This window comes from Bacillus sp. iso_77, from assembly GCF_056173625.1.
Genome location: NZ_CM149683.1, coordinates 2,426,882 through 2,451,006, shown reverse-complemented (window position 1 = coordinate 2,451,006; position 24,125 = coordinate 2,426,882). Strand labels below are relative to the sequence as shown.

Annotated in this window: 28 protein-coding genes, 1 riboswitch and 1 other annotated feature; of the genes, 24 read left to right on the top strand and 4 right to left on the bottom strand. The window is 42.4% G+C overall.

Annotated features, from left to right (window positions below):
• The first annotated feature begins 117 nt into the window (after positions 1–117).
• From AC0VYC_RS12620 to pheA, 17 genes are all read left to right on the top strand, one after another.
• Positions 118–1,134, top strand: coding sequence for an SPOR domain-containing protein (locus tag AC0VYC_RS12620; protein ID WP_255234011.1), 1,017 nt, complete (start codon positions 118–120; stop codon positions 1,132–1,134).
• A 177-nt stretch (positions 1,135–1,311) separates the two neighbouring features.
• On the top strand, positions 1,312–1,881 hold the full coding sequence (locus AC0VYC_RS12615) for a Maf family protein (RefSeq protein ID WP_007501543.1): 570 nt from the start codon (positions 1,312–1,314) through the stop codon (positions 1,879–1,881).
• Positions 1,882–1,929: 48 nt separating this feature from the next.
• Positions 1,930–2,604 carry a RadC family protein gene (gene radC, locus AC0VYC_RS12610; protein ID WP_026050121.1) on the top strand — a complete coding sequence of 225 codons (675 nt, stop codon included), beginning with the start codon at positions 1,930–1,932 and terminating at the stop codon, positions 2,602–2,604.
• Positions 2,605–2,694: 90 nt separating this feature from the next.
• Positions 2,695–3,714 carry a rod shape-determining protein gene (locus tag AC0VYC_RS12605; RefSeq protein ID WP_007501538.1) on the top strand — a complete coding sequence of 340 codons (1,020 nt, stop codon included), beginning with the start codon at positions 2,695–2,697 and terminating at the stop codon, positions 3,712–3,714.
• A gap of 27 nt (positions 3,715–3,741) precedes the next feature.
• Entirely contained in the window at positions 3,742–4,641 is a 900-nt protein-coding gene (gene mreC / locus AC0VYC_RS12600) for a rod shape-determining protein MreC (protein WP_007501536.1), read from the top strand.
• A complete protein-coding gene (mreD, locus tag AC0VYC_RS12595; RefSeq protein WP_008342803.1) occupies positions 4,638–5,156 on the top strand; it encodes a rod shape-determining protein MreD in 519 nt (172 codons plus the stop codon). Before mreC ends, mreD begins: the two co-directional genes overlap by 4 nt.
• A gap of 54 nt (positions 5,157–5,210) precedes the next feature.
• Positions 5,211–5,894, top strand: a complete 684-nt coding sequence (gene minC / locus AC0VYC_RS12590) for a septum site-determining protein MinC (protein WP_007501533.1) — start codon at positions 5,211–5,213, stop codon at positions 5,892–5,894.
• A gap of 2 nt (positions 5,895–5,896) precedes the next feature.
• Positions 5,897–6,700: a septum site-determining protein MinD gene (gene minD, locus AC0VYC_RS12585; RefSeq protein ID WP_017358134.1), complete on the top strand. Its 804-nt coding sequence runs from the start codon at positions 5,897–5,899 to the stop codon at positions 6,698–6,700.
• 109 nt (positions 6,701–6,809) lie between these two features.
• Complete coding sequence (locus AC0VYC_RS12580) at positions 6,810–7,601, top strand: M23 family metallopeptidase (RefSeq protein WP_024718399.1); 792 nt, start codon at positions 6,810–6,812, stop codon at positions 7,599–7,601.
• Positions 7,594–8,463 (top strand): M50 family metallopeptidase, encoded by an 870-nt coding sequence (locus AC0VYC_RS12575; protein ID WP_041506793.1) that lies wholly within the window; start codon positions 7,594–7,596, stop codon positions 8,461–8,463. Before AC0VYC_RS12580 ends, AC0VYC_RS12575 begins: the two co-directional genes overlap by 8 nt.
• A gap of 66 nt (positions 8,464–8,529) precedes the next feature.
• Positions 8,530–8,603, top strand: a sequence feature (ribosomal protein L21 leader region).
• Positions 8,604–8,615: 12 nt separating this feature from the next.
• A complete protein-coding gene (gene rplU, locus AC0VYC_RS12570; RefSeq protein WP_003216781.1) occupies positions 8,616–8,924 on the top strand; it encodes a 50S ribosomal protein L21 in 309 nt (102 codons plus the stop codon).
• Between the two features lie 14 nt (positions 8,925–8,938).
• Positions 8,939–9,277 (top strand): ribosomal-processing cysteine protease Prp, encoded by a 339-nt coding sequence (locus AC0VYC_RS12565; protein WP_007501524.1) that lies wholly within the window; start codon positions 8,939–8,941, stop codon positions 9,275–9,277.
• A gap of 12 nt (positions 9,278–9,289) precedes the next feature.
• Positions 9,290–9,574 carry a 50S ribosomal protein L27 gene (gene rpmA, locus AC0VYC_RS12560; protein WP_003216586.1) on the top strand — a complete coding sequence of 95 codons (285 nt, stop codon included), beginning with the start codon at positions 9,290–9,292 and terminating at the stop codon, positions 9,572–9,574.
• A gap of 277 nt (positions 9,575–9,851) precedes the next feature.
• A complete protein-coding gene (locus AC0VYC_RS12555) occupies positions 9,852–10,445 on the top strand; it encodes a sporulation initiation phosphotransferase B (protein WP_007501522.1) in 594 nt (197 codons plus the stop codon).
• A 21-nt stretch (positions 10,446–10,466) separates the two neighbouring features.
• Complete coding sequence (gene obgE / locus AC0VYC_RS12550) at positions 10,467–11,753, top strand: GTPase ObgE (RefSeq protein ID WP_007501521.1); 1,287 nt, start codon at positions 10,467–10,469, stop codon at positions 11,751–11,753.
• 55 nt (positions 11,754–11,808) lie between these two features.
• On the top strand, positions 11,809–12,252 hold the full coding sequence (locus AC0VYC_RS12545) for an ACT domain-containing protein (protein WP_008342790.1): 444 nt from the start codon (positions 11,809–11,811) through the stop codon (positions 12,250–12,252).
• 18 nt (positions 12,253–12,270) lie between these two features.
• Entirely contained in the window at positions 12,271–13,149 is an 879-nt protein-coding gene (pheA, locus tag AC0VYC_RS12540) for a prephenate dehydratase (protein WP_039167032.1), read from the top strand.
• 24 nt (positions 13,150–13,173) lie between these two features.
• Here the strand turns inward: pheA and AC0VYC_RS12535 are convergent, their stop codons facing one another.
• Positions 13,174–13,713 carry a 3H domain-containing protein gene (locus AC0VYC_RS12535; RefSeq protein ID WP_475388585.1) on the bottom strand — a complete coding sequence of 180 codons (540 nt, stop codon included), beginning with the start codon at positions 13,711–13,713 and terminating at the stop codon, positions 13,174–13,176.
• 3 nt (positions 13,714–13,716) lie between these two features.
• Complete coding sequence (locus AC0VYC_RS12530) at positions 13,717–14,865, bottom strand: IscS subfamily cysteine desulfurase (RefSeq protein WP_285851007.1); 1,149 nt, start codon at positions 14,863–14,865, stop codon at positions 13,717–13,719.
• Between the two features lie 92 nt (positions 14,866–14,957).
• On the opposite strand from AC0VYC_RS12530, the gene nadB reads away from it, so the two are divergent.
• The 5 genes from nadB to AC0VYC_RS12505 all read left to right on the top strand — a co-directional run bounded on the left by nadB (position 14,958) and on the right by AC0VYC_RS12505 (position 20,558).
• Entirely contained in the window at positions 14,958–16,529 is a 1,572-nt protein-coding gene (nadB, locus tag AC0VYC_RS12525) for an L-aspartate oxidase (RefSeq protein ID WP_475388582.1), read from the top strand.
• Entirely contained in the window at positions 16,511–17,374 is an 864-nt protein-coding gene (nadC, locus tag AC0VYC_RS12520) for a carboxylating nicotinate-nucleotide diphosphorylase (RefSeq protein ID WP_475388580.1), read from the top strand. Before nadB ends, nadC begins: the two co-directional genes overlap by 19 nt.
• Positions 17,361–18,470 carry a quinolinate synthase NadA gene (nadA, locus tag AC0VYC_RS12515; protein WP_024718391.1) on the top strand — a complete coding sequence of 370 codons (1,110 nt, stop codon included), beginning with the start codon at positions 17,361–17,363 and terminating at the stop codon, positions 18,468–18,470. Before nadC ends, nadA begins: the two co-directional genes overlap by 14 nt.
• Positions 18,471–18,601: 131 nt before the next feature.
• Positions 18,602–19,804, top strand: coding sequence for a SafA/ExsA family spore coat assembly protein (gene safA / locus AC0VYC_RS12510; RefSeq protein ID WP_407708605.1), 1,203 nt, complete (start codon positions 18,602–18,604; stop codon positions 19,802–19,804).
• A 133-nt stretch (positions 19,805–19,937) separates the two neighbouring features.
• Positions 19,938–20,558 (top strand): YhcN/YlaJ family sporulation lipoprotein, encoded by a 621-nt coding sequence (locus tag AC0VYC_RS12505; protein ID WP_017367717.1) that lies wholly within the window; start codon positions 19,938–19,940, stop codon positions 20,556–20,558.
• Between the two features lie 46 nt (positions 20,559–20,604).
• On the opposite strand, the gene AC0VYC_RS12500 is transcribed toward AC0VYC_RS12505, so the two are convergent.
• On the bottom strand, positions 20,605–21,237 hold the full coding sequence (locus tag AC0VYC_RS12500; RefSeq protein ID WP_041090919.1) for a LysE family transporter: 633 nt from the start codon (positions 21,235–21,237) through the stop codon (positions 20,605–20,607).
• Positions 21,238–21,475: 238 nt separating this feature from the next.
• Positions 21,476–21,585, top strand: a riboswitch (TPP riboswitch).
• Between the two features lie 126 nt (positions 21,586–21,711).
• On the opposite strand from AC0VYC_RS12500, the gene thiC reads away from it, so the two are divergent.
• Complete coding sequence (gene thiC / locus AC0VYC_RS12495; RefSeq protein ID WP_475388577.1) at positions 21,712–23,472, top strand: phosphomethylpyrimidine synthase ThiC; 1,761 nt, start codon at positions 21,712–21,714, stop codon at positions 23,470–23,472.
• A gap of 31 nt (positions 23,473–23,503) precedes the next feature.
• Here the strand turns inward: thiC and AC0VYC_RS12490 are convergent, their stop codons facing one another.
• Complete coding sequence (locus AC0VYC_RS12490; RefSeq protein WP_017367715.1) at positions 23,504–23,653, bottom strand: hypothetical protein; 150 nt, start codon at positions 23,651–23,653, stop codon at positions 23,504–23,506.
• 192 nt (positions 23,654–23,845) lie between these two features.
• On the opposite strand from AC0VYC_RS12490, the gene AC0VYC_RS12485 reads away from it, so the two are divergent.
• Positions 23,846–24,028 carry a hypothetical protein gene (locus AC0VYC_RS12485; protein WP_008342761.1) on the top strand — a complete coding sequence of 61 codons (183 nt, stop codon included), beginning with the start codon at positions 23,846–23,848 and terminating at the stop codon, positions 24,026–24,028.
• The last annotated feature ends 97 nt before the right edge of the window (positions 24,029–24,125 follow it).

The window sequence follows — 24,125 nt, the reverse complement described above, 5'->3', positions numbered from 1 at the left end:
TTGTTCTTTTTTTTATTGGCTATGTTAAAGTGTGAAACAGAAAGAAGGACGGGTTACATTCGCGCTATTTCATTGGACAGAAAGGTCTTTCTTACAAACAATGTCAGAAAGCGGGGAATGACAGTGAAAAAAAGGCAGGCAAAAAAACAAGGGTTAAAGGTCAATATTAATGGCAAGGAAGAAATGCTGCATGGAGAAGAGCATCAGCCTCAAAAACAGCAAGAGGATCAAGTGACGTTTTCGAACTGGGAGGAAAAGAGGCAGTCGGAACAGGAGACAGCCGCTTCCGGGGAAGAACCGTCTAAACCGAAAGAAGAAGATTTTCAATGGGACGATGCAGCTGATCACATTTACCATTCGGATCCAAAGGTTGTCACACCTTATCAAAAGAAAAAAGGTTCTTTTGACCAGAAGTTCAGTAAAAACCGCGGTCCCTTCAAACGAGTGATGACAACGATTGTGTTTGCAGTCGTTCTAGGGACAGGCCTCGGTGTATTTGCACTAAGTTTAAGCAAAGATGGATCTGCCAATCCATCAGGAGGCGATCATATCAGCGTCTCAGCATCTGGAAGCGGGCCTTCGGCGAAAGCTGGGGGAGATGCACCACCGGCTGATCTTGCAGATACGTCAAAGGACAATGAAGGTGAAAAAAGTGCATCAGGTCATTTTTCAACCTTTGTGGTGCAGGCTGGAAAGTTTTCTTCTGAAAAAGGAGCAGATGACTTAGTTGACAGTTTAAAAGAGGCAGGATATGCAGGTAAAAAGGTATCAATGGATGATGGCTATTATGTTATTGCCGGACTTGCCACAGAACAAGGCATGACAAGTGCCGTTGGGAAAAAATTGATCGATCAGCATTTTGAAGCATGGGGAGGAAAAGAGCTCTCATTTCAAGTGCCGGATGAGCTGACAGGTTTAATAGAGAAGGCATCTGTCTTATCCTCTAAGGTGATTGCAGGAGAAGATGTGGATCAAAAAGAAGTCACTCAGTTGATTTCTGAGCTTGAAAATGCCAAAACAACCGACGCACCAGCCAAAAGCAGTTTGCTGAAAGCTGTACAGCTTTTAAATGACCCATCTGCTGAAAATGGCTGGAAATCTCAGCAAGCGCTATTAGATCAACTAAATACGTAAAATCATGTTTTTAACAGCCAAACTAGTCAAAAAATGACTAGTTTTTTTCTTTTGCTTCCAACATAATGATGTAGGAACATGAAAATGGCATTTTCGTTAATTGTCGGTAAGATGTTCATTTGATAGGATGAATGGGTATCTTACTTCTTAGGCTAACCCCTGAAAGGATGAACAAACATGAACCAGTTAATACTCGCATCTCAATCACCTAGAAGAAAAGAATTGCTTGATTTAGCAGGGTTTTCTTATGACATTCAAGCAAGTGATTTAAAAGAAGAAATAAATCGAAACCTTTCTCCTGCTGAGAACGTCCAATGGTTGGCAGAACAAAAAGCAAATGATATTCAAAAAATACATCCCAAAGCTGTGATCATTGGTGCAGATACAATTGTTGCAATTGATGGCAAATGTCTTGGAAAGCCAAAAGACAAGGAAGATGCAGCCTCAATGCTTCAATTATTGTCAGGTAAGACACATCAAGTCTTGACTGGTGTCACGATTCAATCAGAGAATAGAAAAGAAACATTTTATGAACAGACAGACGTGACATTTTGGCCGCTTACACAAGATGAAATAGACCGCTATATTGAAACCGGTGAGCCTCTTGATAAAGCTGGAAGCTACGGCATTCAAGGAAAAGGTGCCCTGTTTGTACAAAAAATAGACGGTGATTATTTTTCCGTTGTAGGACTCCCTATTGCTAAAACAGTCAGAGTGCTTGAAACATTTGGTATCACCCCTTTTTGATGACGGGAAGGAATCAAAAAAGGAGTGTAGATCTTGAATCATTTCCCTATGCTGCTGAAGCATTTTCCTCATGATGAAAAGCCGCGCGAACGATTTGTCAAATATGGCCCAAGCAGCTTATCAAACCATGAACTTGTCGCGATTCTTTTGAGAACAGGCACAAAAAAGGAATCAGTTCTTCAAGTGTCCGCAAGACTTTTGCAAACATTTGGTGGTCTTCGTTCTGTGAAGGAAGCTTCTATTGAAGAATTGTCAAAGATTCGAGGAGTTGGAAAAGCGAAGGCGATCTCTCTTTTAGCTGCTTTAGAACTCGGCACTAGATTACACCATCAAACGACGGACAATCGTTATGTGATCCGCACGCCGGAGGATGGTGCGAATTTTGTGATGGAAGATATGAGATTTTTGACGCAGGAGAATTTCGTTTGTCTTTATCTCAATACCAAAAATCAAGTTCTTCATAAACATACTGTGTTTATCGGAAGTCTAAATTCGTCGATTGTTCACCCGCGCGAAATTTTTAAAGAGGCCTTTAAACGTTCGGCCGCTTCATTTATATGTGTGCACAACCATCCATCTGGAGATCCGACGCCCAGCAGGGAAGATATTGAAGTCACACAGCGACTTTTTGAATGTGGGAAGCTGATTGGAATACAGCTGCTTGATCATCTAGTGATCGGTGATCAAAAATTTGTGAGTTTGAAGGAAAAAGGGTATTTGTAACACTTTTTTTTTCAATGTTTTACGATATAATAGAGTTTATGAGTTTTTCCCTAAAGGGAATTTTGGTTTAAGAAAGGAAGATACATACATATGTTTGGAATTGGTACAAAAGACCTTGGAATAGATCTTGGAACAGCGAATACGCTTGTTTTTATTAAAGGAAAAGGCATTGTTGTGAGAGAACCTTCGGTCGTAGCTTTGGAAACTGATACGAAGTCTATAGTGGCGGTTGGAAATGACGCTAGAAACATGATCGGTCGTACACCTGGTAATGTTGTGGCACTGCGCCCAATGAAAGACGGAGTCATTGCAGACTACGAGACGACAGCAACAATGATGAAATATTACATTAATCAAGCATTAAAAGGTAAAGGGCTTTTTGCTCGTAAACCGTACGTGATGGTGTGTGTACCATCTGGTATTACAGCAGTAGAAGAGCGTGCTGTCATTGATGCAACAAGACAAGCTGGTGCTCGTGACGCATACCCTATTGAAGAGCCATTTGCTGCGGCAATCGGTGCTAACCTTCCTGTATGGGAGCCAACTGGAAGCATGGTTGTTGATATTGGCGGCGGTACAACAGAAGTAGCCATTATTTCACTTGGCGGTATTGTGACATCTCAATCGATCCGTGTTGCAGGAGACGAGATGGATGATGCGATCAGCAGCTACATTCGTAAAACGTATAATCTTATGATTGGTGATCGCACGTCAGAAGCGATTAAAATGGAAATCGGTTCTGCGCAGCCTGACGTACATGACGAGATGGACATTCGCGGCCGTGACCTTTTAACAGGTCTGCCAAAAACGATCTCTATTACGGCAGAAGAAATTGCAAAAGCGCTTCGCGATACGGTGGAAACAATTGTCGATGCGGTCAAAATGACACTTGAAAAAACGCCACCTGAGCTGGCAGCAGATATTATGGACCGTGGAATCGTTTTAACAGGCGGTGGTGCATTGCTACGTAATCTTGACAAAGTCATTAGTGATGAAACAAAAATGCCGGTCATTATTGCTGAAGATCCGCTTGACTGTGTGGCGATCGGAACAGGGAAAGCACTAGAACATATTCACTTGTTCAAAGGAAAATCTAAAGATAATCGATAATTGGGCGTAAATAAAGAGGTGTAAGACATGCCGCAGTTTTTTATGAATAAAAGATTAATGTTGCTCCTTGTCTGTGTCATCGTACTGGTGGCCATGATTGGTTTTTCAGTGAAAAGCGGCAGAGGTGCTTCATGGCCGGAAAAATTAGTGGGGGATACGACAGGCTTTTTTCAAGGTGTCTTTCATAAACCATCACAATTTATTGCCGGTATTTATGGGAACGTACAAGATTTAAAGAACACATATGATGAAAACGAGCGTCTTCGAAAAAAACTTGATGGACAAACCCAATATGAGGCGAAACTTCAAGAACTAGAAGATGAGAACAAAAAGCTTCGCAAGCAGCTCGGATATGTGAACTCTATTCGTGACTACACGCCCATTCTTTCAACAGTCATTGCGAGAAACCCGTCCCTTTGGGATAGTTTTGTCATGATTGATAAAGGGAAAAAACAAGGCGTTGAAAAAGATATGGCGGTCACCAATGAGAGTGGTGCGTTAATTGGGAAAATTGAAAGTGATAAGCTCAACAATTTTACGTCGACTGTAAGGTTGCTAAGCTCTACAGATCAAAATAATAGAATTTCAACGAAAATTTTTGCGAAAAAGGGCAAAGAAGAACTCAATGGAATTATTAACGGTTATGACAGCAAGAAAAAAATGCTGACAATGAACATTTTAAAATCCGATGCTGATGGGGATGTCAAAAAAGGAGATCTTGTTGAAACATCTGGAGCAGGGGGCGTATTCCCGCAGGGCTTGACCATTGGAAAGGTAAGCGAAATTGAGCCGGACCATTACGGACTGACAAAAATTATTTATGTAGAACCAGCTGCTGAACTCAATAATTTAGACCGCGTGATTGTTGTGAATCGCAGCACAAGTACGGCAGATGCATCTCAATTAACGAAGGAGGAAGGCTCGTGAAACGTGTCCTTCTTGCTTTCGTCATGTTGTTTATTTTCGTATTTGACAGTATTTTTGTCGATTTAGTGAAGCTCCCATTTGTTTCAGATAATCAAATTTTAGCACCTCATTTCATCTTACTCGCACTTGTATTTATGACAGCTTTTGTGAATCAAAAATATGGTGTGATTTATGGATTTATCTTTGGACTTTTATATGATATTTCGTATACAGGTATTCTTGGTGTTCATATGTTTGGCTTTGGTGCGCTCTGCTATTTGTTAGCAAAAGCCTTCAAAGTTCTCCAAACGAATATGTTAGTCGTTGTCTTTCTATCGATGATTGCTGTTGCAGTGATGGAGTTTTATGTGTACGGCGTTCAAGCGACGATTCAACCAGGTATTATGCCTTTTAATACGTATGTCATCGAACGCTTTATTCCAACGATTCTTTTAAATACTGCTGCGTCTCTCATACTTGTTGTGCCGCTTAGGCTCTTTTTCATCAATGTGAAACAAGGACTGATCGACGAATAAAAGCAGGAGTTTGTCCAATTACGGCGAAATGAGTATGTTGTTGAGGTGAGCATCTTGAAAACTCAAAAACAGCAGTATGTGACAATAAAAGGTACAAAAAACGGATTAACATTACAGTTAAATGATGACTGTTCGTTTGAAGACCTTCTTTCTGGCTTGCGAGAGGTTCTTTTACTTGAGCAATATACAGATGGAAGAGAAGGACATAAAGTCAATGTGCATATTAAACTTGGTTTTCGATATTTAACAGAGGATCAAGAGGCGCGTTTAACTGAAGCGGTGTCTGAAAATGAACATCTCGTCATTCACTCTATTGAAAGTGACGTCATGTCAACTGAAGAAGCGAGACGTTTAAAAGCAGAGGCTGAGATTACTTCTGTAGCAAAAATTGTACGCTCTGGACAGGTGCTTTATGTCGAAGGGGATCTTTTATTAATAGGAGATGTCAACCCTGGCGGCACCATTCGTGCAGGGGGGAATATTTTTGTGCTCGGTGCGTTAAAAGGTGTAGCGCATGCTGGATGTAATGGAAACAAACAAGCTGTGATTGCGGCATCTCATATGATTCCAACTCAGCTCCGCATCGCACAGGTGTTTAACCGTGCACCGGATCAAAAAGAAGATGGAAATGAAATGGAATGTGCTTATTTAGATATAGATGGCAATATGATCATTGAACGCCTGCAGCAATTGGCTCATATAAGACCTAATCTGACAAGGCTTGAGGGAGGAATGTGAAATTGGGCGAGGCTATTGTGATTACCTCAGGAAAAGGCGGCGTTGGCAAAACAACAACATCTGCAAACTTAGGCACAGCACTAGCAATTCAAGGAAAAAAAGTGTGTCTAGTTGATACCGACATCGGCCTTCGGAATTTAGATGTCGTGATGGGGCTTGAAAACCGCATTATTTATGATCTAGTCGATGTAGTAGAAGGAAGATGCAAGATTCACCAAGCGCTTGTGAAGGATAAGCGGTTCGAGGATCTGTTGTATCTTTTACCTGCTGCTCAAACAAGCGATAAAACGGCGGTAGAGCCGGAGCAGATCAAAGAATTAATTCAATCATTGAAACAAGACTTTGATTATGTTGTCATTGATTGCCCTGCTGGAATTGAGCAAGGCTTTAAAAATGCTGTATCAGGTGCTGACAAAGCGATTGTGGTCACGACACCTGAAATCTCAGCTGTGAGAGATGCAGACCGAATTATCGGCTTGCTGGAACAAGAGGATATTGAACCGCCTCGTTTGATTGTGAACCGCATTCGTACTCACATGGCGAAAAATGGCGATTCGATGGATGTGGATGAAGTTGTCCATCATTTATCAATTGATCTTCTCGGCATTGTAGCCGATGATGATGATGTCATTAAGGCTTCAAACAATGGTGAACCGATTGTCATGGATGCTAAAAATAAAGTTTCCATTGCGTATCGCAATATTGCTCGCCGCGTACTAGGTGAATCTGTTCCTCTTCAATCCTTTGAAGAAGAAAACAAAGGGATGTTTGCAAAGCTGAAAGCATTTTTCGGTGTAAGAGCATAATGATTCACGTGAGATGAGACCGATTCGATGAGAATCGGTCTTTTTGTTGCATATCATATGAGGTCGCCACATAAAATGTACAAACTGTTTGTATGTAAAGGGTGATCTTATGAAAAGAGTGGACGAGTATCGAAAGAAAATAGCGCAGCGCCGCAAAATGAAGCAGCCAGCTGCTGCCCCTAAGAAGGCAGCTTTCAAGAAGAAAGATGATATTCCGCCATGGGTCATGTTAACAGAAGAAGAAAAGCATTCTGGCTCGGCTTCCTACGAGTCAACTTCTCATCAGCCGAAAAAATTTCGCCATCCGTTATTTCATTCAAATACATTTGTGCTTAAATGTTTACTTTCTGCCTCTCTTGTACTGATTGCCGCTATTTCATTTAAAGGGCAGGCGGGGCCTTTTCAGCAGCTGAAGCCGATGATCAGTCAAACTTTTGAACAAGATTTTCAATTTGCCGCCGCCAACCGGTGGTTTGAGAAGACTGTCGGAAACCCACTTGCCTTTTTAACCGATAAAAAAGAAGGACAAAAGGACGTACAAGCCAATCAAGAGCTGGCTGTACCTGCCTCTGGAAAAGTGCAGGAATCCTTTACGCAAAATGGTGCCGGAGTGAAAGTTGAAACATCTGCTGAAGCCATCGATAGTATGAAAGAAGGCTATGTCGTAGAAGTGAAAAAGAAAAGTGATACGGGGCTCACAGTCGTGGTGCAGCATGCAGATAACAGCTACAGCTGGTACGGCCAACTAAAAGAAGCTGATGTGGCTTTATACGATTTTGTCGATAAAGGGGAAAAAATTGGTCAAATTGCGCTTGATAAACAAGGCAAGGGGACATATTACTTCGCCATTAAGCAAAATGAACAGTTTATTGATCCCATTCAGGTGATGACCTTTGAATAGATGGCTGCTCATGCTGACAAAGGTCCATGTTCACCCGCTCCTTTGGATAGTCATGGCATTTGCCATGCTATCAGGTCAAATTAAGCCGTTGCTTTGTCTGCTCATCATCGTCTGTGTCCATGAGCTTGGACATGCAGCGGCTGCTTGTTATTATCACTGGCGGATTCGGCGGATTTTTTTACTGCCATTTGGCGGGGCGGTAGAAGTAGAAGAGCATGGGAACCGTCCGCTAAAAGAAGAGTTGGCGGTCATTTTATGCGGACCGCTTCAGCATGTCCCGCTCCAGCTCGTCGCCTGGCTTCTCATGGAAGCCTCACTTATCTCATATGATGTCTTTACGATGTTTACTTTTTATAATGTAGCGATTTTTTTAGTGAACCTTTTGCCCATTTGGCCACTTGATGGCGGGAAATTATTCTTTTTGCTCTTATCTGTTTTTTATCCTTTCCAACAGGCACATGCCCTTGCAATAAAAGGCTCTCTCATTTTTTTCGGTCTTTTGACAGCAGGGTTACTCTGTTTTGCTCCGCTGCAATTCAACGGCTGGATCCTGCTCACTTTTTTAGCCTACTCGCTTGTGATGGAGCACCGGCAGCGGCATTATATCAGGGTACGTTTTTTACTAGAACGTTATTACGGTAAAAAAGAGCAAAAGGTAGAGAAACTCATTCCGCTGAGAGCGGGTGCTGAGGAGAAAATATATGAAGTGATGGCGCGATTCCAAAGGGGCTGTAAGCATCCCATTATTATCGAACGGAATGGTGTGAAAATGAGCCAGCTCGATGAAAATGAATTGCTCCATGCTTATTTTTCAGATCGAAGAACCACCTCTTCTATGGAAGATCTTCTTTTGCCGTACTAATGGTGAAAATACATTGACATTCAGCGTCTAATTTGATATATTTTTTAATGTTATGGATATGTAGCACCCGTGCTACAACCGCGCGGAGCAGGTGTAAAGTGCCTATTGGCCCCCTGTATTCGGCGAGTCTGAGTTTATTAGGAGGTGCAGAGATGTACGCAATTATCGAAACTGGTGGTAAACAAGTAAAAGTTGAAGAAGGTCAAACTGTTTATGTTGAAAAACTAGCTGCTGAAGCAGGTGAAACAGTTACTTTCGAAAACGTATTGTTTGTCGGCGGAGACACTGTCAAAGTGGGTAACCCTTCAGTTGCTGGAGCAACAGTAACGGCTAAAGTTGAAAAACAAGGTCGCGGTAAGAAAATTACTGTGTTCAAGTACAAACCGAAGAAAAACAACCACAAAAAACAAGGTCATCGTCAACCTTACACTAAAGTTGTTATCGAAAAAATCAACGCTTAAGGCGTGTGAGTGATATGATCAAAGCAACCATTACTCGGTCGCCGGCAGATGAAAGCATTACGTCTTTTCAGATGACTGGACATGCCGAGTTTGCTGAAAAAGGTCAGGATCTCGTTTGTGCAGGTGTATCTGCTGTTGTTTTCGGATCAGTCAATTCAATTATTGCACTGACAGGAATGGATCCACTGCTTGATATTGGAGATGAAGGCGGGTATTTCTCTTTTGAACTGCCAGCTGATACAGATCCAGTCACCTTTGAAAAAGCCCAGTTGCTTTTAGAAGGCATGGTCGTTTCCTTAGAAACAATTGAACGAGATTATCACGATTATGTGAGAATATCTACAAAAAAATAGGAGGTGAACTTCATGCTTAGATTAGATCTTCAATTTTTCGCATCTAAAAAAGGGGTAGGTTCTACAAAGAACGGACGTGACTCTGAGTCTAAACGTTTAGGCGCTAAACGTGCTGATGGTCAATTCGTAACTGGTGGTTCTATCCTTTATCGTCAACGTGGAACGAAAATCTATCCAGGTGAAAACGTTGGACGCGGAGGCGACGACACTCTTTTCGCTAAAATCGACGGAACAGTTAAATTCGAACGTTTCGGTCGTGACCGTAAAAAAGTGAGCGTATATCCTGCGGCACAATAATTGCTAAAAACTCCGGTCATTGACTGGAGTTTTTTTCACTATTCAGGGAGCTTTTGCGCTTTTTACAAGTAGTATCGAAGATGATAAAAGAAGATGCACTCCATAAATATCAAAGAATGTTTGCTGACTTTGCCTCATTTTCTCCTATACGATCAGAAAAAACAACCTTTCCTCACATAACTAGTGTTTTTCTATGCTGTCTTCTCTGTTATAATTCAGGGAGACATATTGATGATAAGACTCCTAAAAGAGAGACCAAACGATTGGGAGTGCGATAATGGAAGAGATACCAAGTAAACAAAACGAAAAATTAACTCACGTTGCATTAACGAATGAATTGATCCATTTGCTTAGTCGTTCAAGACACGACTGGATGAATAAATTGCAGTTAATCAAAGGCAACTTGACATTAGAAAAATATGACCGAGTGTTCGAAATAATAGAAGAAATGGTCATTGAAGCACAGCATGAATCCAAACTCTCAAATTTAAAAATTCCCCAATTGGCCTATTACTTTCTAACCTTTAATTGGGAGTCGCATTTTATCACCCTAGAATATGAAGTGCTTGGTGAAACCCGAGACTTATCAGCATATGAATCGCAGCTGCTAACGGTATCACGGGAGTTGTTTTCGATATTCGATCAATCAGTTTGCCAAAAAACTGAAAATCATTTAACGGTCACTTTCCAAACGGATCATGAAGAGAATGATGTGATCTTATATTTTGATTTCAAAGGAAAATTAACAAGTTTGGATGCGTTAAATGCGTTTCATGACGCAAACTATCCATGTATGAGTATAACGCAATTTCATGTGACGAATCACGAGTCCATGATTGAGCTTTGTTTGAGGCAAGAACGAGATATGTGATGCAGAGAAACGGAGGAAGTTATGTTTGTAGATCAGGTTAAAGTGTATGTTAAAGGCGGTGACGGCGGAAACGGTATGGTGGCGTTCCGTCGTGAAAAATATGTGCCAAAAGGCGGGCCAGCAGGCGGCGACGGCGGAAATGGTGCAGATGTAGTATTTGAAGTAGACGAAGGACTCAGAACGTTAATGGACTTTCGTTATAAGCGTCATTTCAAGGCGGACCGCGGTGAGCATGGAATGAGTAAAAACCAGCATGGTCGAAATGCGGAAGAAATGATTGTTAAAGTTCCGCCGGGTACAGTGGTGACAGATGCTGAGACGGAACAAGTACTAGCTGACTTGACAGAGCATGGACAGCGGGCTGTGATTGCCAAAGGTGGACGTGGCGGACGTGGAAATTCACGCTTCGCAACACCAGCAAACCCTGCACCACAGCTGTCTGAAAACGGTGAGCCAGGTAAAGAACGTGACGTCATCTTAGAATTAAAAGTACTTGCAGATGTTGGACTTGTTGGTTTCCCAAGTGTCGGGAAGTCAACACTGCTTTCGATTGTCTCTTCTGCGAAACCAAAAATTGCGGATTATCATTTTACAACGCTTGTGCCAAACCTCGGAGTTGTTGAAACAGACGATAACCGAAGCTTTGTCATGGCGGATCTGCCAGGACTGATCGAAGGAGCGCACGAAGGTGTTGGCTTAGGTCATCAATTTTTACGCCACATTGAACGTACACGTGTCATTGTCCATGTCATTGATATGTCTGGACTTGAAGGGCGTGACCCATACGAAGATTACGTGACGATTAACGAAGAGCTTGAGCAATACAACATGAGATTGACAGAGCGTCCGCAAATCATTGTAGCGAACAAAATGGACATGCCGGATGCAGCTGACAATCTAGCGGCATTTAAAGAAAAATTAACAGATGACTATAAAGTGTTCCCAATTAGTGCGATCACAAGAGAAGGGCTTCGTGAGCTCTTATTTGAAATTGCCAATCAGCTTGAAACAACACCGGAATTCCCGCTCTACAATGAAGAAGAGCTCTCTGATAACCGTGTGATGTACAAGTTTGATGAAGGAGAAGCAGCATTTGAGATCTCAAGAGATCCTGATGGTACGTTTGTCTTAACTGGTAAAGCACTTGAGCGACTGTTTAAGATGACAGATTTCTCAAGAGACGAGTCAGTGAAACGATTCTCTAGACAGCTGCGCGGAATGGGCGTTGATGATGCCCTGCGTGAACGTGGTGCTAAAGATGGAGACATCATTCGTCTGCTTGAATTTGAATTTGAATTTATCGATTGATCAAAAGGAGGGTCCAGTTCATGGGCTCTCCCGTTTTTAAAAGGGGAGAAAACAGGTGAAAGAAGAAACGTTCTATTTAGTAAGAGAGGATGTACTTCCGGATGCGATGCGAAAAACGCTTGAAGTCAAAAAGCTTCTCGATCGCAAAAAAGCGGATTCAGTTGCCGATGCTGTTCAAAAAGCGGATTTAAGCCGCAGTGCTTTTTATAAATATCGAGATGCTGTTTTTCCATTTTATACTATGGTCAAAGAGCAGATCATCACATTGTTTTTCCACCTGGAGGATCGGTCTGGGGCTCTGTCTAGGCTGCTGCAAATTGTGGCTGACTCTGGCTGTAATGTGTTATCCATTCACCAAACGATTCCGCTGCAAGGAAGAGCGAATGTTACCCTGTCGATCAGTACGGCCGGCATGGCAGATGATATCAATACAGTCATGAATCAATTAAGAAAACTTGAATTTGTCGAAAAAGTTGAAATTCTAGGTTCTGGGGCGTAAAAGGAGAGATCATAGCAGATGAAGCAATTAACGGTAGGTTACTTTGGACCAGAGGCCACATTTACTCATTTGGCTGTCTGTTCTTGTTTTCCAAAAGAAGCAGAGCAACGGGCTTATGCAACCATTCCGCAATGTATGGATGCCGTGTCAAAGGGAGAAGTAGATTTGGCGGTCGTTCCACTTGAAAATGCACTCGAAGGATCTGTGAACTTAACGATTGATTATTTAATTCATGAGGACGCTTTGTCCATTGTGGGCGAAATGACAGCACCGATTCGTCAGCACCTGCTTGTCCATCCATCGAGAGCGGAGAGCTGGGAGACATTAGATGTGATTCAGTCACATCCGCACGCCATTGCGCAGTGTCATCAATTTTTGAAGAGGCAGTTCCCTGATATTCCGCATCGGCCAGTGGAATCAACAGGCTATGCAGCAAAATACATCAGTGAGCATCCAGATGAAGCTGTTGGTGCGATTGCGAATGAAATCGCCGCAAAAACGTACGGATTGACGATTGCGAAAAAAGACATTCATGATTATCCGCACAATCATACACGTTTTGTTATTTTACATAAAGAGGCGAAGGCATCGTTCCCAATGAATTCTGGTTTTTCTTCAAAGCCAAAAACGACCATTGTTGTCAGCCTGCCAAAGGATGATCAGTCAGGTGCATTGCACCGCGTGTTATCAGCTTTTTCATGGCGGAATCTCAATTTGTCCAAAATTGAATCGCGTCCGACAAAAACAGGCCTTGGACACTATTTATTTATCATTGATATCGAAAAAGAGATGGATGATGTACTTGTCCCTGGCGCCATTCAAGAATTAGAAGCGATTGGCTGTGAAGTGAAACTACTCGGCAGCTATCAAACATATGAATTAACGAATGAAAAATAGTGTCCTGCAGGGGACACTATTTTTTTAGTCTTTAATGAGAAATCCAGCGTCATCAAGCGCTTGAATGGCTTGGTCAAGCTGCTTTTGGCTGAAGGAAGTAAGGGTATGTAAGTGTACGCCGTCTGTCAGCTCTGATAAGTAGGAGGCGCCTGTATTAGAAATATGATGAACGAAGTCAGCCACTTGTTTGCGCGTACTCACTCGAATAGAGGCCGTTAGCTCCCCGTAGACAGGGTGCTCAATCATCACGTCTTTCACCGTTACACCGTAGTCTACAATCAGTGTCAGCTCCTCTTCTGTACGATGAGGATCGTGCTTGCAAGCGATAATCTGTTCAATTTCAGTTTCCGGTGTATGCTGCGCCATATACACATAGCCTTGGCTTGTGGCAATAATGGGTTCGTTTTTTGCTTTGAGTAATGAAATATCTTGTACAATGACTTGTCGTGAGACAGCGGCTTTTTTGGCTAAAAAACTTCCGGTGAGTGGTGTATCAGTCTCTTTCAGCCACTTTAAAATGGCGTTTCTTCTTTCTTCGCCAATGAGTTTTCTCTCTTGTTCCACGTTTTATGCTCCTTTCTTCTCCTTTTGCAAGCGTTCAAATGTATGCAAAAGCTGATCGATGTCATCCTTTGATGATCCTCGTCCAAATGATAGTCGAATGAATTGAAGGGCATCACGATCTGATACATGTAATGCCTTTACAGCAGGGGAAGGGTGATGATAACCAGAAGCGCATGCACTTCCAGTAGATATACAAATTCCCTGCCGATTACAAGCTAACATTACATATTGTCCTTCAAACCCTTCAAAAAAACAACCAATAATATGAGGGAGCGTGCGGCGCTGGTCATTTTCTTGCAGCATGCGGACAGGCAGCTGCCTTTTTTTTAGCTGCTGAAGAAAATAATCACGAAGCTGAATATCCAGCTGCTGCTGATGCTCTATTTTCAGCATGATTTGCTCGCTCGCGGCAACAAAAGCACCGATACATGGAACGTTCACTGTCCCTGGGCGTAGACCATTTTCCTGTACAGTATGTTGATATATAGGCTTCCAAGGGACATGTGCTCCCATATAGACAGCACCGGCGCCCTTAGGTGCATACACTTTATGACTCGAAATGGAGAGGGCATCAACCCCAAGTTCTTTAATCGACACATGCATTTTTCCGAATGTCTGCACTGCATCTGTATGAAAAAGAATATCTCTTTCTTTTAAGAGCGTCGCTAATTCAGCTAATGGCTGAATAATCCCAGTTTCTGAGTTGGCATGCTGGATGGATACTAGTCCGGTTTCAGGCAATAGAGCCTGTTTGAGAATCTCCTTTGTGATAATTCCTTCTTGATTCGGGTCTATGACCGTCACCTTCACACCGAGACGCTTCAAGGCATTGACCGCATGATGAACGGAAGGGTGCTCTACTGATGTGGTAATGACATGCTGTTTATGTGGAGGCAGCCCATTTATGATCGATTGAATCGCAAGGATATTGGATTCAGTTCCGCCACTTGTAAAGTAAATGCCATCAGGTTCGCCCCCTAGAATCGTTGCAAGTGATTGTCTGCTGTAAGCCAAGATTTCATTTGCTCTTCCTCCTGCATCATGCAGGCTGCTCGCATTTCCGTAACATTCTTTGCTCAACTGCTGAAATACATGCAGTGATTCCTCAGAAACAGGTGTAGAAGCTGCATAATCTAAATAAATCAAATCCATCCATCTCCTGTGTGAAAATTTTTTCTTGTATTTATTGTAGTGTTGTGTAATGATATGTGTCAAGACAGGTGTAAATGACAGGAGGGGCAATTGTGTCATCTATTAAAAAAGTCATTGTGGTGGGGTCGGGCATTGCGGCTCTTTCCTTTGTGAATACGATCTCAGAGAACTGCCAAGTCATCATGATGACAAAAAAACAATTTTCCTCTAGTAATTCCATGCTCGCACAAGGGGGAATCGCTGCAGCCTTTTCCGCACATGATTCTGTCGATCAGCATGTGCAAGACACTTTAGCTGCGGGGTGTGGTCACAATGATGACAAAACTGTACAGGAGATCGTCCGTCATGGAAAAGATCTTGTAAAGAAGCTCGTAGAAGAGGGCTGCCCATTTGATCGAGATGAAACGGGAATCCCGCAGTTAGGTAAAGAGGGAGCCCATACGACCCATCGTATTCTGCATGCAGGAGGAGATCAAACGGGAAAAACCCTCGTGCAGTTTTTGAAAGGGAAGCTCGGCTCACACATTCATGTATACGAAAATCATCATGTCATGGATCTATTGGTTCATGATGGGGTATGTACAGGTGTTGTGTGGAAAGACGAAAAAGGTCATGTACATACAATGACCGCAGATGCAGTTGTATTATCCACTGGCGGCTGTGGATCCTTATATGAGACAAACACAAATGATCCGTCTGTGACAGGAGATGGTCTGATGATGGCCTATCGCGCAGGGGCACAGCTAGTAGATCTCGAATTTGTGCAATTCCATCCGACCCTTTTGACCACTTCAGGTAAAGCGATCGGGCTCGTATCAGAGGCAGTCAGGGGAGAGGGCGCCTATTTAGAAGATGAATCAGGCAGGCGGATCATGAAAGGAATCCACCCACAGAGCGATTTAGCGCCTAGAGATGTGGTGGCAAGGACCATTTTCCATGAGCAGCAACTCGGTCATTCCATTTATCTGAACATCCGTGATATTCCGCATTTTTCTGCACGTTTTCCTGCGATTGCTTCGATGTGTCAGCGTGCGGGAGTTGTTATGGCAAGCGGAAGGCTGCCAGTTTCACCCGGTATGCACTTTTTAATGGGTGGAATTAAGGTGAATGAACATGGAGAAACAACAGTTCCATCACTTTTTGCCATTGGTGAAGCAGCTTGTACAGGTTTACACGGCGCCAATCGACTGGCAAGTAATTCGCTCTTAGAAGGTCTCGTTTTAGGAAACAACGCAGCACGGTATATTGAGCGGTTGCAAACCTGGCAAGATAAAAACCTTGCTCCTTCCATTCAAGAAGTATGGTCTGTCCCAACGGTGTCACTGGCTCAGCTCAGAAAATGGATGACGGCATATGCCGCAATTGTGAGAGATGAGAAAGGCTTACAGACTTTGCTCGATCATTTAGAACAAGTCTCTTTTCAGCAAATCAATGTGAAGAATATCACAAATGAACAGATCGAAATAACTAATCAATGGGCTTTAGCCATATGCCTTGTCAAATCTGCATTACTCCGAACAGAAAGCAGGGGCGGTCATTATCGCACAGATTATCCTAATCGGCATGATGCTTCGTGGCGAACAAAACAGATTGTACATGAACAGGGCTATATTTATATCGTAAAAAATGAAAGGATTGGTGCCAAATGGAACGTTTACAGTTAAAGCAAATGCTCACTCATTTTTTAAAAGAAGATATTGGGTTTGGAGATGTATCCGCTGATGCCATCTTTGGAGACAAGAAAGGAACAGCTTACATCATGGCGAAACAATCAGGCGTATTGGCCGGGACGCAAGTCATTGATATGGGATACAAACTGCTGAATGAACAAGTTCAAACTGAGCTGTTCTTCCAAGAAGGTGATTGGATTCATGAAGGGGCTGTACTGGCACAAATAACTGGCCCCGTCAACGACTTGCTGAAAGGGGAGCGGGTGGTGTTGAATATCCTGCAAAGAATGACAGGGATTGCTACACTAACGCATGAAGCAGTAGAGCGATTAGCTGATCCATCTATTACGATTTGTGATACGAGAAAGACGACACCCGGTTTGCGCATGCTGGAGAAGTACGCAGTAAAAGTCGGAGGCGGAAAGAATCATCGTTTCGGCTTATCCGATGGGGTGATGATTAAAGATAATCATATTGCGGCTTGTGGTTCTATCAGGGAAGCTGTGGAGAAAGCAAGAGCATACGCCGGTCATATGGTGAAAATTGAAGTGGAAATTGAATCAGAAGCACAGCTGATGGAAGCCATTGATGCCAAAGCAGATGTCATCATGTTTGACAACTGCTCTCCAGACGAAGTGAAGCGCTTTAAACAAATGACCCCTGAAACCATATTGACAGAGGCATCAGGCGGTATCACGTTGGAGAATGTGGCTAACTACCGGGGGACAGGTGTAGACCTTATTTCACTTGGATTCCTCACACATTCTGCTCCATCATTCGATTTTAGTATGAATATGGAATTCAGCCATAAAGGGGGAACGACTCATGTCAATGCTTGATGTGTTAGCAGCGCAGCATACAGCCATGATGCCAGATGAATATAAACGGCGCTCTTATGATGAAATGAAAGAGAGAGTATTAGAGATTAAACGCGCCTTTGGATCAAAGCTTTTTATACCGGGTCATCATTATCAAAAAGATGAAGTCATCCAATTTGCTGATGTGACAGGTGATTCATTGCAGCTTGCACAAATTGCTGCTGACAATCACGAAGCAGAATACATTGTATTTTGCGGGGTTCATTTTATGGCAGAAACGGCCGATATGCTATCAAAAAAGAATCAGCACGTCTTTTTGCCAGATATGAGAGCTGGCTGTTCAATGGCAGATATGGCGAATATGAAACAAACAGACAGGGCGTGGGATAAGCTCACTGAGCTGTTTGGAGATACGATCCTTCCGCTGACTTATGTAAACTCAACGGCTGATATTAAAGCATTTGTCGGCAAACATGGCGGATCGACTGTCACATCTTCAAACGCTAAAAAAGTATTGGAGTGGGCGCTGACCCAAAAAGAGCGGATTCTTTTTCTTCCTGATCAGCATTTAGGGCGTAACACGGCCTATGATTTAGGGATTCCGCTAGAGGAAATGGCTGTCTGGGATCAAATAGAAGAAAAGCTCATCACCGACCAACCGCTTCATCGAATCAAAATGATTTTATGGAAAGGTCATTGCTCTGTTCATGAGAAATTTACCATTGAGAATATTGAACAAACGAGAAAACGAGACCGTGACATACAGATTCTTGTTCATCCAGAGTGTACACATGAAGTTGTAAAGGCTTCTGATCTAGCTGGTTCAACGAAATTTATTATTGATACGATCAAGCAGGCACCAGCAGGAAGCAAGTGGGCCATTGGAACAGAAATGAATTTAGTGAAACGCATCATTGACCAGCACCCTGACAAACAAATCGAATCCCTTAATCCAGATATGTGTCCATGTTTGACAATGAACCGTATTGATCTGCCTCATCTACTATGGTCACTTGAAAGCATTGAAAAAGGGGAGCCGGTCGGTTTGATTCAAGTGAATGAAGAGACGACAAAAGAGGCATTGCTCGCTTTAAATAAGATGCTCACCATTAAATAATGAAGTGTCCCCTCCTATCAGAAAACAAGTTTTTATCATATCGGCTTGTAAATAGGCATAAATTTATGTTGAAACATATTGTACTTCTGACATAACCGCTACGTTCACGTTTTGCATAGGAGGGGAAAACGTTGAAAATTCATATTGTGCAAAAAGGAGACTCCCTTTGGAAAATTTCAAAGAAGTACGGAGTCGACTTTCAAGAATTGAAAAAATTAAATTCGCAGCTCAGTAATCCAGATTTGATCATGCCAGGAATGAAAATCAAAATTCCATCTAGTGGTGTTCCTGTAAAAACCGATCATCACAAAGCAAAAGAAATGCCAAAAGCAAAAGAACACCCGTATGTAAAAGAAAAGCCAAAGGATGTCGTGCAAGTTCAAGATACGAAGCCGAAGGAAAAGCCGAATGAACCGGTACCTTATGTGCCACCAGTACCAAAGATTGAACAGCCAGTTTTTCCACAAGTTGATGTAAACTATTATCAGACGAATCTCTACCAGCCATTCACGCCTCCTCCCAAAAAAGAACATCATGAGAAAAAAGATCACGTTCATGAAAAGAAAGATCATGTTCATGAGAAAAAGGATCATAAAGATCACAAGGACCATTTTCATCATGAAAATAAGGATCATTTCAAAGATGAAGTGGCGAAGGGATATGATCCATTCATTCATATCCCACATCAAAAAGAGGAGGGAAAAGATATGGAACATAGTAATTACCCAAACCTTCCTAATTTCCCGCAAATGCCGAATGTTGGAGGGGCAGCAGTAGGGGGCATGGCTGAAAATAAAGAGCATCACCACCATCATCAAGAGTCATATGATCCTTATTATGGTTATGGTCATTACATGCCAGCAATGTATCCATATCCGCAGCAAATGGTACCCGCTTCTCCTATTTTACCGGGATCAGGCCTTTGTTATCCGGTACAGCCGTATTATCACCATCACATGATGCCGTATCCTTACCCGGCGGCTCAGCCTTATTATCCTGCGTATCAAGCACCGGCTTATTACGGTGAACATCATGAGCATCATGCAAACGATGGGCATCACTGGCACCACCATATGCATCCAAATGCAGGCGCAAATGCAAATGCAAATGCAAATGCCAATCAAGGCTTTTATCCAAACGCTCCAAATGAAGCATATGGCAAGGAAGACTGCGGATGCGATGATGGCATGAAGCATCATCAACCATGGCCTGGACATTATCCAACCCCTGTTCCATATGGTCAAATGGGTGCTTATCCAGCACAGCCTTATATGCAGCAGCCTTATCAAAACCCATCTGTCTTTGCAAGACCAGAAGAAGACGAAGAAGATTAATGACACAAGGGACGATCTCAATCGTTCCTTTTTTTGTTTATAACTGACAGCTTGTTTTTGTCCTCAACTGTACATGCTAAAACAGAGCCTGTTTTGCGCTCATGAGATTCAATTTGTACAGGGGGTTTTTCGTTTGAGACAAAAATGGCAAAAAACAATCGCCTTAGTGCTTCTACCTATTGGATTAACGGCATGTGGTACAAATAACAATGCGGGTGTAGATACACGTCATAATCAATCAGGTCAGCCAGTTGGATACCACTCCAATCAACAGGCAACAGACAACAACCAAGATCATCAAGGACCGGTTTCTGAGCTTATGGAGGGAATGAACGGAAGAAATACAACGAATGTTGATTATCGTTCACGCCCTACACAGGATCAAGTGAGAATGCCACTTACTGGTGGAGATGGACGCTACAGTCATGGAGATATGAACTATCATAACCAAATGTCGTTCTCTGGCTACGATAAACAAGAGAACATCCAGCGTTCAAGAAAAATCGCTAACCGAGTGAACAAAATGAACCATGTGACAGACTCACAAGTTATGGTGACGGATGAAAATGTGTATATTGCTCTTAAAACAGATGGGCGCTTGACATCAGAGGGTGTATCACAAGTAGAAGAAGCAGCGACTCGTTATGCAGATGGTAGAGCTGTCCAAGTCATTAAAGACGAAGGCGCATTTACACGCTTCAGAGATATGAGAAAAACGCAATTTGAAACAGGTCAGACAGGCATGACCCGATAAGCTGGAATAAAAAAGGCTAAAGTTCATGACGAACTTTAGCCTTTCTTTAAAAATAAACTTTGATCCCGATATAAAATTCATAAAAGAAATAACAGCCAAATCCAAGTAATAAAATACCGGCAATAATGGATGTCCACTTAATCATTGTTCGGTTCATCACTTTTCTTGTTAGGGAAACAATCGTGAGAAGACCGATGTCATGAAGAAGAATCCCTGCCAAAATACCCGTAGCAGCCAATATAAATTCAGATGAATTTGTATTTTTATAAGCATCTGCCAGTACAGCACCAAACACAGATACCCAGAACACAAGGTTTCCAGGGGATACTGCGACGAGCAGCCCATTTCGGTATGTTTTAGCGAATGATTTATTCACTTTTTCTCCTGCTAAATGGATGTCTTGATCCGCATTTTTAATCGAATCGTAGGCAAGAATCATTAAAAAGATGGCACCGATCAGCCAGAGCGGAATTTGGATAAAGGGCAAAGATAAAAATTGAGCAAATCCAGCATATAAAGCCAAGATGAGCAATATATCGATGGTCATACCACCAGCGCCTACAGTTAATCCATGAAAGAATCCGTTTTTTAATCCCTGCTTTGTCATTTCAACCGTGATCGCTCCAACAGGTAGAGCAATTGAGAATCCAACGACGATAAATGTAAGAAATGTTTGCAATCGACTAGAACTTCCTTTGAATCATGTTTGTATAAAAATTCTCCGTTTAGATTAATTATACATAATAGGAGAAAAGGATCAATGATTATTTCTGATTTAATCGAAATGAGAGAGATAGATCGTGTATATAAAGATGTATATCGTGAAGATCATGTATTCATTGTAGGGGAAAGGAACTATTTTCCTGAAACTTCTTTTTTTCATTTCTCAGCTATGCTACACTGTTGTGGAAATCAATATAAGTGACTAGGGGTGCCCGGAAATGCGGGCTGAGAGAGAAGACAAGCTTCTTAACCCTTTGGACCTGATCTGGCTCGTACCAGCGTGGGGAAGTTGAAGATGATACATGTGCCATATGAATGGCATACATGTTTTTTTCTGACGACGAAACCAGGTTCTTTACATAGAATCTGGTTTTTTGCTGGTGCTGATTCCATCCTGACCGGTCACACGAAAAGAAGGAGAGAACAGCAAATGAATGAAAAGACAAATGTTCCATCATCGCAATCTTTATTATCAAATTTTGAAGGCAGTCGAAAGGTATATGAACAAGGTTCAAGACCTGACATTTTGGTGCCAAAAAGAGAAATCGTGCTCACAAATACAGTGACACAAGCAGGTGATATCCAAAATGAACCGATTCGTGTGTACGATACAAGTGGACCGTATACAGATGAGGAGGCTCATATTGATGTCACAAAGGGATTAAAGCGCCTGAGATCAAAATGGATTAAAGAAAGAGAAGATACTGAAAGCTATGAAGGGCGTCAAGTAAAGCCAGAAGATAATGGATATCGCTTGAATGGGAAAGAATCCTTTCAAGCTGCCCATACAGATTTTCATCATGTGCCGCTCCGCGGGAAACAAGGTGCTTGTGTGACGCAAATGCATTATGCAAAAAAGGGGATCATTACGCCTGAAATGGAGTTTATCGCTTTGAGAGAACAGCTAAGTCCTGAGTTTGTTAGAGAGGAAGTGGCTAGTGGAAGAGCGGTCATTCCAGCGAATATCAACCATCCTGAAAGTGAGCCGATGATCATCGGGAAGAATTTTCACGTGAAAATTAATGCGAATATTGGCAATTCAGCTGTGACGTCGTCCATTGAAGAAGAGGTGGAGAAGATGACATGGGCAATTAGATGGGGGGCAGATACGATGATGGACCTGTCTACAGGAAAGGATATTCATACAACGAGAGAATGGATTATCCGCAATTGCCCAGTCCCAGTAGGAACTGTCCCGATTTATCAGGCACTTGAAAAAGTGAATGGAATCGCAGAAAATTTGACGTGGGAAGTATACCGAGACACATTAATTGAACAGGCAGAGCAAGGGGTTGACTACTTCACCATTCATGCGGGCGTCCTGTTAAGGTATATTCCGCTCACAGTCGATCGGGTCACAGGAATTGTTTCAAGAGGCGGAGCCATTATGGCAAGATGGTGTCTCGCTCATCATCAAGAGAACTTTCTGTATACCCATTTTGAAGAAATTTGTGAAATCATGAAAACGTATGACATTGCCTTTTCGCTTGGGGACGGGCTCAGACCGGGATCCATTGCGGACGCAAATGACGAAGCGCAGTTTGCAGAGCTGGAAACGTTAGGGGAATTGACAGAGATCGCTTGGAAACATGATGTACAGGTCATGATTGAAGGACCTGGTCATGTTCCAATGGATAAAATCAAAGAGAATGTCGATAAGCAGATGGAGATATGCAAAGAGGCACCTTTTTATACGTTAGGTCCTCTAACAACAGATATTGCACCGGGATATGATCATATTACATCCGCGATCGGTGCGGCGATGATTGGCTGGTACGGAACCGCCATGCTGTGCTATGTGACACCAAAAGAGCATTTAGGTCTGCCGAACAAAGAAGATGTAAGAGAAGGCGTCATCGCCTATAAAATTGCCGCACATGCAGCTGATGTAGCAAAAGGACATCCTGCTGCTCAAAAGCGTGATGATGCCTTATCGAAAGCGAGATTTGAATTCAAATGGCGGGATCAATTTCACCTGTCACTTGACCCAGAACGAGCGCTGGCATTCCATGATGAAACATTGCCTGCTGAAGGTGCTAAAACCGCTCATTTCTGTTCCATGTGTGGACCAAAGTTTTGCAGTATGAAAATTTCCCATGACATCCGCAACCAATCAGAAGAAGTGAAAAGAGAGATGGAGAAGAAGGCAAAAGAGTTTATCAATCAAGGCAGCCAAATCTATCAATCCTAAAAAAAACCTCGCACTCCTCTAGTGCGGGGTTTTATAAAACGGCTGAAATGGCTTTTCTTACGAGGTGCAAAAATGCTCTTACTGCAATCGCCATCGTTTCAACACTTGGGATGAGGGCATCTGTTAAATGAAACAGGACTGTTTGTCTCTCTGGAGATGTTCGTTTTTTCTTTTGTTTCATAAAGGTAGCCTCCTTTTCATTCAATATACTTCTTTTGAAGAGTACATAGATAGATATGTTGTGCGAATTTAAACAAAATTTAAACTTCTTGTGTTTAGAAGGAAAGAAGCAGGGGAAACGGATTGAATAGAGAATGAATGAAAAGAGCTGACCGATTCGGTTAGTGAACAAGACAGAGTGGAAGGTGATCTTATGATGAAAGTATTTAAGGTAACATTTCATATGAACAATGGGGAAGTGCTCGATTTCGAGCTGAAACGTCCAGCTACCTATGATGTGTATAAAAAAATTGAGGAAGCCAATCATTGGTTTAAGCTGAATAATGAAATCATTAACCTATTAAATGTGAATAGTATCCATGTAGAAACAGAATAAAACAGAAAGCCGCTCAAAGAGAGCGGCTTTCAGCGTGTAGACAAACCCTCGCATTCTTTGTCAGTCCTGCGTGCCGATGCTCACGAATGTCAAATTC

Bases quoted from the DNA above. Each gene is read 5' to 3' on its own strand.
- obgE (WP_007501521.1), top strand. From the start codon at position 10,467: ATGTTTGTAGATCAGGTTAAAGTGTATGTTAAAGGCGGTGACGGCGGA.
- pheA (WP_039167032.1), top strand. From the start codon at position 12,271: ATGAAGCAATTAACGGTAGGTTACTTTGGACCAGAGGCCACATTTACT.
- AC0VYC_RS12555 (WP_007501522.1), top strand. From the start codon at position 9,852: ATGGAAGAGATACCAAGTAAACAAAACGAAAAATTAACTCACGTTGCA.
- AC0VYC_RS12485 (WP_008342761.1), top strand. From the start codon at position 23,846: ATGATGAAAGTATTTAAGGTAACATTTCATATGAACAATGGGGAAGTG.
- thiC (WP_475388577.1), top strand. From the start codon at position 21,712: ATGAATGAAAAGACAAATGTTCCATCATCGCAATCTTTATTATCAAAT.
- rplU (WP_003216781.1), top strand. From the start codon at position 8,616: ATGTACGCAATTATCGAAACTGGTGGTAAACAAGTAAAAGTTGAAGAA.
- nadC (WP_475388580.1), top strand. From the start codon at position 16,511: ATGGAACGTTTACAGTTAAAGCAAATGCTCACTCATTTTTTAAAAGAA.
- AC0VYC_RS12620 (WP_255234011.1), top strand. From the start codon at position 118: ATGACAGTGAAAAAAAGGCAGGCAAAAAAACAAGGGTTAAAGGTCAAT.
- AC0VYC_RS12615 (WP_007501543.1), top strand. From the start codon at position 1,312: ATGAACCAGTTAATACTCGCATCTCAATCACCTAGAAGAAAAGAATTG.
- mreC (WP_007501536.1), top strand. From the start codon at position 3,742: ATGCCGCAGTTTTTTATGAATAAAAGATTAATGTTGCTCCTTGTCTGT.
- AC0VYC_RS12530 (WP_285851007.1), bottom strand. From the start codon at position 14,865: ATGGATTTGATTTATTTAGATTATGCAGCTTCTACACCTGTTTCTGAG.
- nadA (WP_024718391.1), top strand. From the start codon at position 17,361: ATGTCAATGCTTGATGTGTTAGCAGCGCAGCATACAGCCATGATGCCA.
- AC0VYC_RS12565 (WP_007501524.1), top strand. From the start codon at position 8,939: ATGATCAAAGCAACCATTACTCGGTCGCCGGCAGATGAAAGCATTACG.
- AC0VYC_RS12605 (WP_007501538.1), top strand. From the start codon at position 2,695: ATGTTTGGAATTGGTACAAAAGACCTTGGAATAGATCTTGGAACAGCG.
- AC0VYC_RS12490 (WP_017367715.1), bottom strand. From the start codon at position 23,653: ATGAAACAAAAGAAAAAACGAACATCTCCAGAGAGACAAACAGTCCTG.
- rpmA (WP_003216586.1), top strand. From the start codon at position 9,290: ATGCTTAGATTAGATCTTCAATTTTTCGCATCTAAAAAAGGGGTAGGT.
- AC0VYC_RS12580 (WP_024718399.1), top strand. From the start codon at position 6,810: ATGAAAAGAGTGGACGAGTATCGAAAGAAAATAGCGCAGCGCCGCAAA.
- radC (WP_026050121.1), top strand. From the start codon at position 1,930: ATGCTGCTGAAGCATTTTCCTCATGATGAAAAGCCGCGCGAACGATTT.